Consider the following 16,173-nt stretch of genomic DNA (forward strand, 5'->3'; position numbering starts at 1 on the left):
GAAAGGAGTTTCACCATGGCGACGATATTCATCTATGCATTTTTGGCTGTTTTGGTGGGGCTGATGATCTGGTTGAGAACCAAAAGGAGAGGGGGGCCGGTAAAAGGAAACGGAGTTCGTCTTTTGCTTCCCTTGTTTATCGCATTCCCACTCATGATGATGTCTGTGTATCAATTGATGCATATTCCCGGCCAAACGCATGCGCTTCCCGCCTTTTGGGAGCTACTGGCTGCCGGGCTGTTAGGTGCGGTGTTTGGTTACGTCATTCTGCTGCATACGGCATATGAGAGACGGGACGACGGACACATTTATCCCAAGCCGAACAAATATTTTAAATATATTATTATTGCCATTATCTTGATTCGCATTATTTTGACCCAGTATCTCAGCAGCTTGGGCACGAGTGAGATTAGTATGCTGGCGATTACGATGGCGGTCGTCTATATCTCCATCTGGCGGATTGGGAGCTTCATTAAGTTTCGGAGAACGTTATCGGTAAAAATGATATAAATCGTGGAAAGAAGCGGGTTTTCTGTTCAAAAGCGTTCATTCGCTTGGTGATAGAACCCGTTTCTTTGTGGCTTCATCATAAATTCATCTGTAAGGCCATAAACATACATTGTTATTAACCTCTGTATCCTTTATTCTAAGGTTGTAGCTTGCTGTTTAACGGGCTGCAAGTATAAAAGTTTGAAAGGAGGGAGCATTGAGGTTTCAAAAGAATCCATTGGAGTTTAAAGGATAGGGTAAGATGTTGTAAATTCTTTTTTTCGCGGTAACCTGTAACTGTATTAGTTACATAAAAGAAGATTGTTTTCCATATTATTTTATGAGAAGAGAGGAGCTTACATTCATGAAAAAACATACGGTTACCGCTGCACTTGCCGGCCTGCTCGTGCTATCTTCTGCTGTACCGGCCTTAGCTGCCGAGGTAAAACCCGCTACAGGTATTCAGGTTTGGGTAGATGGCAAGAAAGAGGCTTACAAGATCGCTCCTGTCGTGCAAAATCAGCAGGTCTTGATTCCTTTGAGACAATTGGCTTCCAGTTTGGGGATTCCGCTGGATTCCAAGCATATTACGTTCAATACGGCGCGTCAAAGCACGACCATTCGTTATGACCAGGCGACGGTTGTACTGGTGTCAGGCAATCCGGAAGCGCAAATCAACGGGATTAAGGTACCGCTGTCCACCTCGCCCATCTTGACCAAACAAGGGGTGACTTATGTTCCGGTAGATGTGGTGAAAGAAGCGTGGGGCAAGCAAGTAACTTGGGACCCGGCCAGCCAAACCGTGCAAATCGGGATAAGCAATAAGGATAAGGTCGTTGAAATCCTGAAAAGCTTTGAAACAGGAGATACGAAAGCGGCCGAAACTTGGGTTAGCAAGGATCAATATATCCAGCATAATCTTAGCTTTGCCAACGGTAGAGAGGGCTTGATCGAAGGTATTAAACAAATGAAAGGAGCCAATACACAGGTTGATATCCAAAGAATCATTCAGGATGGAGACTATGTAGCCGTTCATTATAAGGAAACGGATGATGGCAAACCAAGCGTATTGTTTGATATTTTTCGGTTCGACAAGAACGGTAAGATTGTTGAGCATTGGGACAACAGCCAGGAGCTGGCTCCAGCCAATCCGAGCGGCCGTACGATGATTGACGGAACGACAGAAATCACAGATCTTAACAAAACCGAAGCAAACAAAGCGTTAATTCGTAAGTTTGTGGATGATGTTCTGGTGGGTAAGAACCGCGCTGCACTGGAAAGCTACTATAACGGGGATCATTACATTCAGCATAATCCTTTCTTCGGGGATGGCGTAGCCAATCTGAAACAAGCATTTCCTGCTGTGAGTACCACAGGAACCACTTCTGGATACGATAAGGTTCACATGATCATTGGAGAAGGGAATTTCGTACTGGTTGTGAGTGAAGCAAAAACGCCTCAAGGTACTTTCGGCGCTGTCTACGATCTGTTCCGGGTGGAGAACGGCAAAGTAGCAGAGCATTGGGATGTAGTTCAGGACATTCCGTCTAAATCTGAGTGGAAAAACACGAACGGCAAGTTTTAAAAACGGCATTCATGGCATGACTGATCCTGAAGGTGATTCCCTAACTACCCTATCCCTGCTAAAATGATGGAAACATGATAAGTGGGGATGGGATGATGGGGAGTTTTAAACAGCGGGTAGGCTGTCTACATGCGCATCACTCGAACATTGCCTATGTGGAACGGGCTTTTGCTCCTTATGAGGTGGAACTGAAGCATTTTGTGGACCCTGCGCTCATGTACAGAGTTTCATCTGATCCAGACTTCTCGGTGGTGGATGCCAGTCGAAAGGTAGAAGAGCAACTGGAATGGATGGCTCAAAGCGGCATAGATGTTATTTTGATTACATGCACGAATTATATAGTCTTCGCGGAAAAGATTGAATTGACGATGCCTACACCCGTGATAACGCTGGATGAGCCCTTTTTCCATGAGATATGCGATGATCCGTTGCCACAAACCTTGGTATTTACGAATCCGGCTACGGTAGAGGGGACAATGAAACGTCTTTCTCATATAGCAGCCCTGTTAGATAAGCCAGATATCTCTTCGTTGATAGAGGTCAAGGTGGTGGAGCACGCTTTTGAGCTGATTATGCAAGGTCGCAAAGACGAATATATGGAAGTGCTGGTCCGTTCATTGCATGAACTGAGAGAGGCTGAACCAGACAGAACGCTGGCTGTGGCGCAATTATCTATGGTTGATGCTGCATTGCAGGTGGAACTGGAGACGGGTCAGGCGATTGGCAATCCCTTACGGTCGTTGATGAATTTGCTTGAGGATTTGTTAGGTTAAAAGATGAGCATGACCAAAAGAACTTCCAACCCGTATTCCGGGGCAATGGAAGTTCTTTTTTTGTAGGATAGCGTGTGATTGGAGGTGCTTCTACGGTGTTCATTATAAGGTATTCTGTTGATCTGGAGTGCTTCATACTGCGCCTGCTGATTCTCTTTGGACGAGCGTAACGTATAGCCGTTCATGCTCCACGTCTTCCCCCGCTATGATTTTGAGAACTTGTTCGGCAGCTACTGCGCCCCATTTACGTTTGGAATAATCAATGGTCGTCAGATGGGGCTGAATATATTGTGCCAGCTCGATATTATCAAAGCCGACGATATGAATGTCCTTACCAATTGTAAGCTTTGACTGAGCCATTCGATTGTAAAAGCCTACTGCCATCTCATCATTGAGGCAGAATACCGCGAGGGGTCCAGAATCCGGGCTGACATGTTGCTGTAAAATGATTTCGGCCGCCTGTTCGCCGCCCGATTTTTCAAAATCGCCGCCAATCTCGATCATTTCGGCGGTGCCGCTGCGCTCGATCGTCTGTTTGACCGCCTGCATCCGCTGCCATGAATCATAAGAGCCGTCCGGCCCGGTGACAACATACAGCTTGCGGTGCCCCATTTCCAGCAGATGTTCTACCGCGAGAGCGGCACCTGCTTTGTTATCCAGCAGTACCTGATTAATGTTAGGATGATTCAGCTCACGGTCCAGTACGACAATTTTATGCCCGCGCTCGGCGTAATTCAGCAGTTCCTGACTATCGAACGTCTGATCCAGTATGATGGCTCCATCAATCATGCGCTCCGGCAGCATTCGGTGAGACTGCTTGCCGCTGCATACGATGAGGTCATAGTCTTTTCGGTTCAAAATTCCCTTGATGCCGTACAACAAATCTCCATAGACATCTCCACGGAAATCGGTCAGGAAGACGCCGATAATTTTGGTTTCCCTTTTTTTGAGATTACGTGCGGCGGCATTCGGCACATAGTTAAGCTCTTTGGCAATAGCTAAAATACGTGCGCAGGTCTCTTCCGTTACCTTATCACTGCCGTTCAATGCGTATGAAACGGTAGATATGGAAACGCCCGCCTGTTTGGCGATATCTTTAATGCTGACCACATCGTTTCCTCCTTTTCGCCAGTCTTATACTTGCTATTGTATATCTGATTATTAAACTTGTATTTATTTCGAATATCGTAACTGGGACGTGCAAGCAGCAAAGGGCGATCCCGCAAGATCGCCATCGCTTTGTTGCCTCAATACCTGTTTATAAAATAATCTCCAGACGGTGTGCACCTTCATGTTCTGCTAGCGCCTGCTCGAAATTCTTGCGTTTGATGCGCAGGGCACCTGAACGGTAGCGATTGTCGTCGGCTGGCTCACTCTCCAGTGGTGTTCCGTTCAATACCGCACGGCTTTGCACACCGCTGCTATGCTCTTGCAGCATGCGGTAGACGAAGGTAACGGGTTTCCCGGCAAAAGAAAATTCAAATTCCAGTCCGTCAAGATCATCCGGCAGTACAGGGTCCAGGATCAGGTCTTCGCCCGACTGACGGATGCCAAGGACGTTCGATATGAGCTGATTCATATAGATCCCCGGACCGCTGGAGTAGATTCTCCAGCCGCCTTTGACTGGAACGGCTCCTTCACGCAGTTCATCAAACCGCTCTTGTGCTTCGTAGCGGGTATTAAATTTTCCGTCCGAGCTGCTGAAATACGCGTTGCTCTGACGCCATTCGGCGTTCGGTACAGACGCGCGAATGCCGACCGGGTTGATGAGCTTCAGGCTGTGCCAGGCGTCATCTTTGCGACCGAGCTTGGCCATTGCTTCCGCGAAGCGGATATGGGCATGCACATATTGCAGTCCGACCTCGCGTCCGAAGTTGGCCGCTTGCTCTGCGCGCTTGAAGTGCGAGCTCACACCGCCATCGTACTGTGCAGGGCGGTTCATCAGACGCACACCATCCGGGCACAGGAACTGCTCACGGATGAGCTGCTCATGAGCCAATGCTTGCTCCGGCGTGAGCAGCTGGCTGATCATGCTGCGTGTCATTGGCAGCAAACGGTAGTGAATCCCCGTCTCCGTATCGGACGGATGGAGCATCAGCTTGGGCTGTCCGGGCTCTTCCATATACACGAAGCCCGGGATAATACCGCTCTCCAGCATGTAGCGGTTAAAGTCCTTGCGGATGCCTTCGGCCATCTGGTGCAGATCGCGTGCGATCTCGGCGGCCCCACTTACGACGCCTGCCGGGGCTTGCTCCAGTGCAGCAGCAAAGTTGCTAACCACCTGATAGGTGAGTGCAACGGTCCAACTGCTCGCCATGTATTGCTTTAGTTGAGCGTTGGCTGGCTGGAGCGTGTCATCCCAATCGCCGTCGCCGTAGGCCGACAAATGTGTATTATGAAGGAAATTCGCCCGAATATATTCGATTTCCTTCATCGCATGTTCCATGAGGGTCGCGGTCTGTTTTGTATAATCAAAAGTATGTCGGTTGGTGTAGGGTGCATATTCTTCCAGAATACTGTAGTCCCGGGTAGCGGTCAAATAATCTCCCAGTACCTTGAGCGGCCAGACGATAATATCGCCATGACTTTCTTCTTGTTGAACGCGAGTATAGTTGTCGAACATAAACCATTGCGGCCAGTTTCCGCTATCCTCGTACTGATGGCTGAACACGGTCAGTAGAATGGAACGGACTTCGTCAAACTTTTGCACGGCTGAAAAATATTCCACCGGCCCCTGACAGACATCGCGTGTTCCCCAAGCTGCACCACCGTATTGCTCCAGACCATGAGGCACGGAGTAGTGAACAAGCATATTGTGGGTATACCACCAGGCCACCGCATTTACACGGAATAGCTCGCTGGTTTCATGTCCGCTACGCGTCAGATGGAAACCGTTCATCAGTTCGGAAAAATATTGCCGATAGCGCTCGCGCTCAGCTTCAAAAGAGGCATCTCGTTCCGCATGTGCTTGACCTTTTTCGGACGGATGGCCATGCAGCCAACCTTGTACGGTGCAGGTCCATTCGCTGCTGTCGCCCAGCTCCAGCACGACCAGAGATGCATCAGGGGAAGCTGTACCCTGTAGCAGCGTGTGAGCGTCGCTCACTTGCTGTAGCAGAGCGCCTTGTACCTGCATTCGGTATACTAGGTCCGGATAGGTTTCGGCGCTCAGGGAAGCTTGATCTGCGCGGAAGAGCAGGTCCTCACCGTCCCGTTCCATATGAAACGGAAGCTCATATTCGTTCACATGCATGGACATTTGCTGAGTCACGAGGAACGGATAGGCATTGCCGCTTGCCGAGCGCACGTGAAGCCGTACTTCTGGCGTATCGGCGTTTGTATGGTTTGTAATGATGAGCGTATCGTCAGCAGTTTTGTAATACCAGCGCACATAGTTAAAGCCAATCTCGAACAGGGAAGGCATCGTGAGCAGATGGTATCTCCCGTGGATTCCGACATAGATACGCTGACCAGATGTTTTTGGAATATTGAGTGCATTACGCGCGTTTGTGATCATTTTATTGAAATTCGTGTTGCCAATTACAAGCTGGGAATTGAACACCCCGTACATATAGGAGGTGGTTGTAATGGTCTCTTCCTTACCTCCTGCGTAATGCCCGCCCATTAAAATATGCCCATGGGGACGCTCTACAAGAAGCTCTTTTGATTTGAGTACGACATGTTCGTAGCTGTCCGTGAAAAAGGAGAGCAACGTGTCGCCGTCCCGTTCTTCTTCCTGCCGTTTCGGGAAGAGCTGATCCAGCTCGGCTGCGGTCATATCCAGCGTGCGCAGCGGCTCCCCGATGTTCTGGGCTGGAGCCACACGCCCAGTTTGGAGATGGCTTGTGGCGTGTGACGGGATAGCGGTCCCGGAGGCAGTCTCCATAATAGTCGCTACTTCTTCGCGTGCTTTCGTCACCAGTTCCTGGTACTCCAGCTTTGTAACGGCTGCCGGATGATTCGGCTGGAACAGGCCGTAAAAGGTAAAGTGTGCCTCCCCGGCCAGCTTTACCCGCTCGGATTGCAGCGCTGTATAAGCAAATTCATACTGATACACTTCATTGGCAAGCGAATCGCGGCGCAGTGCCTCTGGCTCGTTCGTTTCTTTGTACGAAAGCCCAAAGAATTGAAATCCGTCCGTCGAGTAACCGACGGTGCGGGTCAACGAGCCTTGCTGGATGTAAGGGAACGCCTGATTTTGCGGCTGATTTTGACGGGAGCAGACCGTATAGCCTCTTTGTTCGTCATGGTAGACGGTATGGTCGATATATTGAGACAGATAAGCTTCATTACTGCGTACAGCCGCTGTATCTGCAATGCCGATATCCTGACCGTACACGATATCAGCTTCCACGTCATCGCCCTGTAGAGTTACATCCCAGAACCATACTCCGAGACCGCTTAGTGTGAATGTCACCTGATAGCCGACACCTGATGTGAAGCCTTCCCAAATAATCTGTTGATCCGTTTGTCGTACTACTCCGGGTGAACGGACTCCGAGCAGGGGAGTGATGCTGACGCCGGACGGACGGTACAGTCGTAAGTACAGGTTGTTCAGGGAGCCGTCGACAGAATGGGTCAGCAGTTGATTGATCATGGTTGAGCCATGGGCGATTTTGTATATATCACCGCTGCTCAAGAAGGTGAAGGACAGGTCTCCAACCCGTAGCAAAATATTTTGATCCAGACTTGTATTCATCAAAGGTTACGCCTCACTTTCCTGTTTCTTTCACTAACCGAAAACGTCCTTCTGTAGTATCTCGGCTGTTAGGTCCTGTAAAGACGGCGAATTCACCGCTGTCACTATCAAAGCTCAGGTCTGCATGGTGATAGCGCAACTGAGGCTCGATCAATGCAAATTCCACTTCCCGGCTTTCGCCCGGGGCAAGTAGAACCTTGCGGAAATCTTTCAGCTCTTTCATCGGGCGAACCGTATCTCCGCTGATATCGCGGACATAGAATTGAACTGTTTCCTCGACAGGACGTGTTCCTGTGTTCGTTACCCGTACCTTCACTGCCAATGCTTGACCGGGAGTGAGGGTGTTGCTGGAAAGCTGTATGCTATCATAGGCTACTGTTGTATAGCTTAAGCCATAGCCAAACGGGAATAAAGGTTCGTTCGGTACGTCTAGGTATTGGGAGACGTAGCGTTCCTTTGTATTCGGATCCAACTGCGGACGACCTGTATTAAAATGATTGTAGTACACAGGGACCTGCCCCACCGATTGCGGAAAGGACATCGTCAGGCGACCTGTTGGTTCGGCATCGCCGTACAGCAGATCGGCAATAGCCGCGCCGCCTTCACCGCCGGGGAACCAGGCTTCCAGTACGGCGTCTGCTTCTTCAATAACACCGTGCAGATCCAGGGGACGACCGTTGAACAGCACGGCTACCATAGGCTTGTTCAGCGTTTTCAAGCGTTTCATCAGTTCCAGTTGGGCTTGTGGCAGGCGAATATCCGAGCGGCTGCCCGCTTCGCCACTCATATCCGAGCGCTCGCCGAGCGCCAGTACGATAACCTCTGCTTGGCTGGCAGTTTGCAGCGCTTCTGCATATTGTTCCTCGGATATTTCATCTATAGAGCATCCAGTCGCTACCGAGAGCAGCGAGGAGGATATTTTTGATTTGAATCCGTCAATGACTTGAACAGCCTCTTCTTGCGAACCACTCCACGACCAAGAGCCGAGAATATCACCGCTCTCTGCAAAAGGACCGATCAGTGCGATATGCTGACTGCGATTCAGTGGAAGAACGGAATCGTTTTTGAGCAGTACGCATGATTTGATCGCCAATTCCTTGGCAACCGCCCGGTGAGCTTCGCAGAACACAACTTCACGTTCCCGCTCTGGGTCTGCGCCACGCAGCGGATTGTCGAACAAGCCCAGCTTTTGCTTAAGCTTCAACACACGCATGACCGCTTCATCGACGAGCGCTTCATCCAGCTGCCCGCTGCGAACCAGCTCAGGCAGATGCCCGTTATAACAGGAGGTCATCATTTCAATGTCTACGCCCGCCAGCAGTGCTTTCTGTGCTGCCTCACGCTCATCTTCGGCAATGCCGTGGGGAATAAGCTCCTTGATGGCGGCCCAATCCGAGATGAGCACGCCGTCAAAGCCCCACTCGTCGCGAAGCAAATCGCGCATCAGGCGCTTGTTGCCCGTTGCAGCTACACCTTCTACGGTATTGAAGGAGGTCATCACCATCTCGCAGCCTTCATCTAACGCAGCTTTGTAGGAAGGGAGATAATACTCGCGCAACTGCCATGCGGACAGATCGACAGTATTGTAATCCCGTCCGCCTTCGCCTGCCCCGTATGCGGCAAAATGCTTCACGCACGCCGCCACCCGGTCTGTATCGTTTGTCAGGTCTTTGCCTTGAAAGCCGCGTACGAAAGCGCGGGCAAATACACTGTTGAGGTAAGGGTCTTCCCCTGTAGATTCCATTACACGGCCCCAGCGCGGGTCACGTACCAAGTCCACCATCGGGGCAAAGGTGACATGAACACCGGACACAGAAGCTTCTCTGGCAGCAATGGTAGCGCTCTCTTCTGCGAGCTGCACATTCCATGAACAGCCAATAGCCAACGGTATGGGAAAAATCGTTTTGAAGCCATGTACAATGTCTGCCATAATTAGAAGCGGAATGCCCAGACGGTTTTTGCTTAGATATGCTTGTTGAACACGAATAGCTTCCTCGGCTCCTGCGATGCCTAGCACCGATCCGACGTTACGGACCGTTTCTTCTGTGATCCCCAGAGATTCCATAGGTCCGGTAATTTGGCCGTCCGTTTCTGCATCCTCAAAAAAGACTCCCACGAGTTGGAGCAGTTGATCGACTTTTTCTTCAAGCGTCATATTTTGCAGATAGGAATTCAGTTGTTGTTCCATCATATAATCCTCCGTAAGCTGCTATAGTTGCAGCTTTCTTTTTCAGATCCATGAGATTTTTTTGTTGAGAATGATTCAAAGAAGCGACGAATAGGCTAATATTTTCATAAAAGCTTAGTATCCTGTCGTATTATTAATCGAAACGTTTCTATTATTGAACTCAGTTGGATTATATACGCTTTCAAATAGAGAGTCAAATCGAAATGGAGGGCCGTTTTACCGATAAAACAATGATTTATAGATGAAATGGAAGGGAATTGGGCATAATTCTAGACGAATAAAAAATAATATCCCTATTGAATACGGTTTCAATTTGTTTTATAATGACTATCGAAACGTTTCTATTGATGAGTATGGTCCTTAGGCTTTCCACATATTTTCTATAACGGCAGGCTTTGATTGGCTTTAAACACTGTATGCTTTAATGTGTGTAATTGAATCGGCTATCATATTTGAATGATCGGTGAGCCGGTCATCTCGGGAGGAATTTGTATGATGAAAAGAACGTTAGGGATCATTTTGGCAAGCACCTTATTATTGGGGGGCGCGTTGGCAGGCTGTTCGTCCAAGGATGAATCATCCGGCAAGGATGCGAATGGAAAAACGACGATTACCCTATGGGGCATGGGAGCAGAAGGTAAGCTGCTGCCTGAGATTGTAAAGGATTTTGAAAAGGAAAATCCTGATATTCATGTAGATGTGCAGGCACTGCCTTGGGATAACGCTCACGATAAGCTGCTGACAGCAGTTGCTTCCAAATCCGGTCCGGATGTGGTTCAATTGGGTACATCATGGGTTCCGGAACTTGCATCTGCGGGTGCATTGACGGACATCACTCCTTATATCAGTAAATATTCTGAGCTGAAATCGAAGAATTTCTTCCCGGGTGCTGTGGATACGGCAAAATTTGACGGGAAACCTGTAGGCGTTCCTTGGTATACCGAAACGAAGATTTTGTTCTACCGTTCAGATCTATTAAAGCAAGTTGGATATAATGAAGCACCTAAAACGTGGGAAGAACTTTCTGACGCTGCTCAAAAGCTGGCAGCGCGTGGCAAAGGGAAATATGGTATTGCCATTAATGCGAAGGAGCAGTCTCTGGGCTTTATGTTCGCTCTTCAGAACGGCTCCAAGCTGATCGATGAGCAGGGCAATCCGCTGTTCAACCAGCCACCGTTTGTAGAAGCTGTGAAGTATTTGAACACCTTTTTCCAAAACGGCTCCAATGCCCTAGATCTTGGGATAGATTCCGTTCAGGGATTGCAAGGTGATGGTATCGTTCCTATGTTTATCAGCGGTCCTTTCATGATTAGAGAAATCAAGAGCAAAGCACCTGAGCTGGATGGAAAATGGAATATAGCCGAGCTTCCTGGCAAAGAAAACAACCTGTCTGTTTTGGGCGGGTCGAACCTTTCAATTATGCAGTTTAGCAAACACCCAGAGGAATCGGCCAAATTCCTGGCTTACATGAGTAAACCGGAAACGCAGCTGAAATGGATGGAACTGTCCAGTACCTTGCCTGCTGCTACCAAGTCATGGGAAGATGCAAAACTGAAGAATGATCCGATGCTTCAAACGATTCGTAAACAGCTTGATCATTCCGCAGCATTACCGCAACTGGCAGCATGGGAAGAGGTTTCTCAGCAATTCATCAAGAGCTTCGAACGCATTTACCGTGGTCAAGCCGACGTACAGAAGGAAATGGACGACTTTAACCAGCAAGCTGCAAGTATTATGAAAAAATAATGATCCGTATCCGTCATTGTCAAAGGGAGTGAAGGCATGAAAGGAAGCTCGCAGAAGCTTGCGCCATACTTGTTTATCGGTCCCTCCATCATTCTGCTGACGCTGTTTTCGCTGTTGCCGATTTTACTGGCACTCGTGATCAGCTTTACAGATATGGATTTGTCAGGGCTAGTAAATTATGATCATATTCGATTTTTAGGACTGGAAAATTACAAGAATGTGCTAATAGACCCTTCTTTTCTAAAGTCTATTGGGAACACTCTATTTTTCGTCATCATCGGGGTTCCTTTAGTGCTATTGTTTTCACTCAGCATTGCGATCCTGATCAACATGGGTAAATCACGTGCTTTCAAAGTTTTCCGCGTGGTGTTCTATCTGCCGTCCGTCACGAACGTGGTGGCGGTAGCGGTGGTCTGGAGTTATTTGTATAATCCGACCCTCGGGCTATTCAACTATGTACTGGGCATGATGAATCTGGATCCGGTTCCATGGCTGACCGATCCTACGATGGCGAAAATTTCACTTATTTTATTGGCTGTTTGGCGGGGAATAGGCTTAAATATGATTATTTTCATTGCTGCCATTAAAGGGATTCCGGGTTCCTACTATGAAGCGGCTCAGCTTGATGGGGCCAATACATGGCAACAAATTCGTTATATTACCCTTCCGCAGCTTCGCTATGCTATTTTCTTCGTGTCCATTACGACGATGATCGGCTGGCTGCAATTTTTCGAGGAACCGTTCGTCATGACCAAAGGAAAACCGCTTGACGGCACGCTATCAGCATCCCTGTTTATATACAATAACGGTTTCCAATTTAGTAAATTCGGTTATGCCGCGGCGGGATCGTTCATTCTGTTCTTTGCGATCATCGCGGTGACGCTGATTCAGTTCCGTTTGCAAAATAAAGCGGAGTCCTGATAGAGAGAGGTGATGAACGTGAAAACAGCTGTTCAGCAAGCCCACGCCAATTCGCGCAGTGGAGAGAAAACATTTCAATGGTTCGTGGCGATTCTCCTGACCGTGGGAGGTCTGTTGATGGTGCTGCCTTTTGCGTGGATGATTTTATCCTCCTTTAAGACGGAGAGCGAGGTAACCCAAATTCCTCCAACCATCTGGCCGCAGCATTTCACATTGGACAATTTTAAAACACTATTTGATAGCATGGCTTTTGGCACCTATCTGACGAATACGCTGGTGATTGTATTAGCTTCCTTTTTCGGATTATTCCTGAACGCCATGGCAGGCTACGGGTTTGCCAAATTCAAATTTAAAGGTAAAGGTTTCCTGTTCTATTTGGTGCTGGCCACGATGATGGTTCCGGGGCAGGTGACGATGATTCCTGTGTATTTGATTTTGAACCAGATGGGATTAACCAACACCATGATGGGGATTGTACTTCCTGGCTTGGTAGGTGCCTTCGCCATCTTCCTGTTCCGGCAGTTCATGTCCGATATTCCGGAAGAACTGCTGGAGGCAACGCGCCTTGATGGTGCAGGGGAGTTTCGTACTTTCCTGCAAATCGTACTGCCTATCTCAACACCGATTTTGGCCGTACAGGCCATTCTGACCTTTATCGGCGGTTGGAACAGCTTCCTGTGGCCGCTCATTATTGCGAACGATGAGAAGCTGTATACGTTGTCCGTGGGACTATCGTTGCTCAAAGGCCAAAATGAGAGCCAGTTCGCGCTCCAGATGGCAGGCTCGACCTTCATGGTCGTACCGATTATGATCATATTCATTGTTTTCCAGAAGTATATTATCGAGAATTATACGATTTCGGGCATTAAGTAGTAGTTGTAGCGGCGGATTGATAAAAAAATAAAAAAACGGAGGACTTTCTGGTTTAAGCCAAGAAGTCCTCCGTTTTTTTGTGTTATAGAAAAAGAGAAAATAATCCTGATCAGCTCATATTTATTCTTAGAGAGCTGCATCAGGATGTTGTTTATATCAGGGGAAACAGGGCCCGACAAATCATATTATACTTTTATTAGATTCAATTGAAAATATTTCAAAAATAATACGTTCACAAATTTTATGCAATTATTTTAAAAAAAGTATAGAAGTCCAATGGAAAACTAATTATATTGGAAAAGAAATGAAAAATATATAAAAAATGAGGTGAGTCAAATTGTTCGATCCTGTTAACCAAGCAGCTGAAGGAAGTGTTTCTCCTATGACGTGTGTTTTGTGTGATACACGTGATCGTTGTGTAGGTTGTGATGCTACCGATTGGTATTGTAGCAAAGAAAGTGGTCATTGGTGTACTAATAATGATAGTGATTAATTGAAGTAAAACTCGCAACGATAGGGCTTTCAAACACAGGTAGTCAATTAGGAGGTCTGGGAACTAATCTCTTGGACTTCCTCCTATTTTGTAACTTTGAGAGGATGATTAATAGTGATTAGTGCTCCATTTGAAAAAAATCCCGTCAAAATCATAGAACAAAATGAAAAGTTATACTTATACAATATAAAAACAAATGGGCTTTTTCAGATTGATGATGTCGTAGTAGATATATGTAATAGCGAAGGTAAGGAAATTGAAGAAATATATGAATTACTTAAGCATCGTTCTAGTAGAGAAGAGGTAGATAGGTTATTAGCCAGTCTGGAGGAAGCATCGGTTATATATAATAAAGATTTGTCCATTCAAAAGGAATGCAAAAGTTGCAATGATGAGCAAGTAAGTCTATCATCTATAATCCTTATGCTGGTTCAAGAGTGTAATCTAAGATGCTCTTACTGTTATGGAGGAGACGGGGAATATAATGATCGAGGACGGATGGACACAGAGACCGCATTAAAAGCAGTTGATTATCTGTTTAATCATTCTGGCGAAGAAAAAGAACTGAATATTTGCTTTTTTGGAGGGGAGCCACTTCTGAACATTGAAGTTATTAAAGAAGTTGTAGCCTACACTAAGCTAAAACAAGAAAAATCAAATAAACGTGTTACATACAGTATGACAACGAACGGCACCTTGATTTCCAAAGAAATTGAAAACTTCTTATTAGATCATCATGTTTCTATTCAGATAAGTCTAGATGGTGATCAAATGACGCACGATTTCAATCGATATTATCAGAACAGAAAAGGTACCTATGAAATCATTTTAGATAGAACAGAAAGTTTAAGAAAAAAAGGTGTTATAACAGCAAGAGCTACGATTTCACCAGTACAATTGGATATAACACGTACACTTACACATTTAATGGGGATGGGTATTCGCCATGTTGCGATGTATCCTGCAGTCGAGATGCTTAGTGAGGAAGACTTTGAGAAGTATGCACAAGAATTCACCAAATTGGTTGTGCACTTTGAATCTTTGCTTCAGGCTAAAAAATATGGGGAAGCACGTCAAATATCGAACATTCTAAAATACTTGAAGATGATTCATTCTTCTTCTAAGCGAGATTATTTTTGTGGGGCGGTCTCGCATATGCTTGCCGTTGATGTGCATGGTAATCTTTATCCTTGTCAACGATTTGTTAATGAAAAGAATTATTCTTTAGGGAATGTAAGAGAAGGGGTGGATGTAAGAAAGAAGAGTGGCATGCTTAGTGAGATGCGTTTAGAGAAGAGAACTGTATGCGGAGAATGTTGGGCTAAGAACCTATGTGGTGGAGGTTGTCCTCAAGAAAATATGGTGCTTAGTGGTTCGATTAATGAGCCAGTGGATAGATATTGTAATTTTACTCGCAGTGCAATAATGGATTGTATGAAATTGTATTTACGATTAACTAAAGAAGACAAGAAAAACCTGTTCTCTGCTAAGCGGCAGCAAGAACAACTATTGGAGGATGTGTCATTTGACTATTGATATTCGAGGTTTATGTAAGTCATATGGTTCTCACCAAGTGCTTAACGAGCTTCATTTTCACATTGATAATGGTATATTCGGACTGCTCGGAGACAATGGGGCAGGTAAGACCACTTTAATGAAAATTCTTGCCACTTTACTTGGATTCGACCGAGGGGAAGTTGAAATATTCGGTCATTCTTTGAAAAAAGAACCGGATGCTATTCGTTCTTTACTGGGGTACTTGCCACAGCATTTTGATTTTTTTCCAAATGTAACGATTATGGAATCTATGAACTATTTTGCGGCTTTAAAAGGTATTCAAGGTAAGCGTCATATTCAAGAGGAGACATCACAGCGATTAATTGAGGTGGGACTTATCGATCAAGTTCATAAAAAAATAAAACAGCTGTCTGGGGGAATGAAGCAGCGCTTAGGAATTGCCCAAGCTATGTTAGGACAGCCTAAGTTGTTAATTGTTGATGAGCCGACGGTTGGACTGGACCCCAAAGAACGAATTGCTTTTCGAAACTTGCTTCAGAATTATGGAGAAGACCGGATTATATTGTTATCTACTCATATTGTTCCTGACGTTTCGAGTACATGTGATAAACTACTCATTTTAAAGGAAGGCCGTTGTCTGTATCAAGGGGCTATAGACGATATGATTCGAACTGTTGAAGGTAAAGTATGGTTGGCTGATGTTGGTAAGCGTCAATTGGAACAATTAAGCCAACAAGCTCGAATCACCTCCATTGTGCGGAAGGAAGGAAGAATTCAGGCTCGCTTATTGTGTAACCGCCCTCCAGATTGCTGTACAGAAGTCACACCCGAAACGGCTAATCTTGAGGATGCGTATCTGTACATTTCCGATCCGGAGGAGAGTTAACA

At 46.5% G+C, this 16,173-nt stretch carries 11 protein-coding genes; 8 read left to right on the forward strand and 3 right to left on the reverse strand.

Features of this window, described 5'->3' with window-relative positions:
- Positions 1-15: 15 nt before the first annotated feature.
- The 3 genes from HPL003_RS09060 to HPL003_RS09070 all read left to right on the forward strand — a co-directional run bounded on the left by HPL003_RS09060 (position 16) and on the right by HPL003_RS09070 (position 2,847).
- Complete coding sequence (locus HPL003_RS09060; RefSeq protein ID WP_014279331.1) at positions 16-510, forward strand: cytochrome c biogenesis protein CcdC; 495 nt, start codon at positions 16-18, stop codon at positions 508-510.
- Positions 511-853: 343 nt separating this feature from the next.
- On the forward strand, positions 854-2,074 hold the full coding sequence (locus tag HPL003_RS09065) for a stalk domain-containing protein (RefSeq protein WP_014279332.1): 1,221 nt from the start codon (positions 854-856) through the stop codon (positions 2,072-2,074).
- Positions 2,075-2,169: 95 nt separating this feature from the next.
- Positions 2,170-2,847: a hypothetical protein gene (locus tag HPL003_RS09070; RefSeq protein ID WP_014279333.1), complete on the forward strand. Its 678-nt coding sequence runs from the start codon at positions 2,170-2,172 to the stop codon at positions 2,845-2,847.
- A gap of 132 nt (positions 2,848-2,979) precedes the next feature.
- Here HPL003_RS09070 and HPL003_RS09075 read toward each other — a convergent pair whose 3' ends face one another.
- From HPL003_RS09075 to HPL003_RS09085, 3 genes are all read right to left on the reverse strand, one after another.
- On the reverse strand, positions 2,980-3,957 hold the full coding sequence (locus HPL003_RS09075; RefSeq protein ID WP_014279334.1) for a LacI family DNA-binding transcriptional regulator: 978 nt from the start codon (positions 3,955-3,957) through the stop codon (positions 2,980-2,982).
- Between the two features lie 148 nt (positions 3,958-4,105).
- Entirely contained in the window at positions 4,106-7,546 is a 3,441-nt protein-coding gene (locus HPL003_RS09080; protein WP_014279335.1) for a GH36-type glycosyl hydrolase domain-containing protein, read from the reverse strand.
- Positions 7,547-7,559: 13 nt separating this feature from the next.
- Positions 7,560-9,734 carry a glycoside hydrolase family 3 N-terminal domain-containing protein gene (locus HPL003_RS09085; RefSeq protein WP_014279336.1) on the reverse strand — a complete coding sequence of 725 codons (2,175 nt, stop codon included), beginning with the start codon at positions 9,732-9,734 and terminating at the stop codon, positions 7,560-7,562.
- A 492-nt stretch (positions 9,735-10,226) separates the two neighbouring features.
- Between HPL003_RS09085 and HPL003_RS09090 the strand changes: the two genes are divergently transcribed.
- From HPL003_RS09090 to HPL003_RS09110, 5 genes are all read left to right on the forward strand, one after another.
- Complete coding sequence (locus tag HPL003_RS09090) at positions 10,227-11,480, forward strand: extracellular solute-binding protein (protein ID WP_043922344.1); 1,254 nt, start codon at positions 10,227-10,229, stop codon at positions 11,478-11,480.
- A 36-nt stretch (positions 11,481-11,516) separates the two neighbouring features.
- Positions 11,517-12,401 (forward strand): carbohydrate ABC transporter permease, encoded by an 885-nt coding sequence (locus HPL003_RS09095; RefSeq protein ID WP_014279338.1) that lies wholly within the window; start codon positions 11,517-11,519, stop codon positions 12,399-12,401.
- Between the two features lie 18 nt (positions 12,402-12,419).
- Positions 12,420-13,274, forward strand: coding sequence for a carbohydrate ABC transporter permease (locus tag HPL003_RS09100; RefSeq protein ID WP_014279339.1), 855 nt, complete (start codon positions 12,420-12,422; stop codon positions 13,272-13,274).
- Positions 13,275-13,881: 607 nt separating this feature from the next.
- Positions 13,882-15,303: a PapB family radical SAM/SPASM ranthipeptide maturase gene (gene papB / locus HPL003_RS09105; protein ID WP_014279340.1), complete on the forward strand. Its 1,422-nt coding sequence runs from the start codon at positions 13,882-13,884 to the stop codon at positions 15,301-15,303.
- Positions 15,284-16,171: an ABC transporter ATP-binding protein gene (locus HPL003_RS09110; RefSeq protein ID WP_043922345.1), complete on the forward strand. Its 888-nt coding sequence runs from the start codon at positions 15,284-15,286 to the stop codon at positions 16,169-16,171. The genes papB and HPL003_RS09110 overlap by 20 nt, the downstream gene beginning before the upstream one ends.
- Positions 16,172-16,173 lie beyond the last annotated feature (2 nt).

The sequence above is a fragment of the Paenibacillus terrae HPL-003 genome, assembly GCF_000235585.1.
Taxonomy (GTDB): domain Bacteria; phylum Bacillota; class Bacilli; order Paenibacillales; family Paenibacillaceae; genus Paenibacillus; species Paenibacillus terrae_B.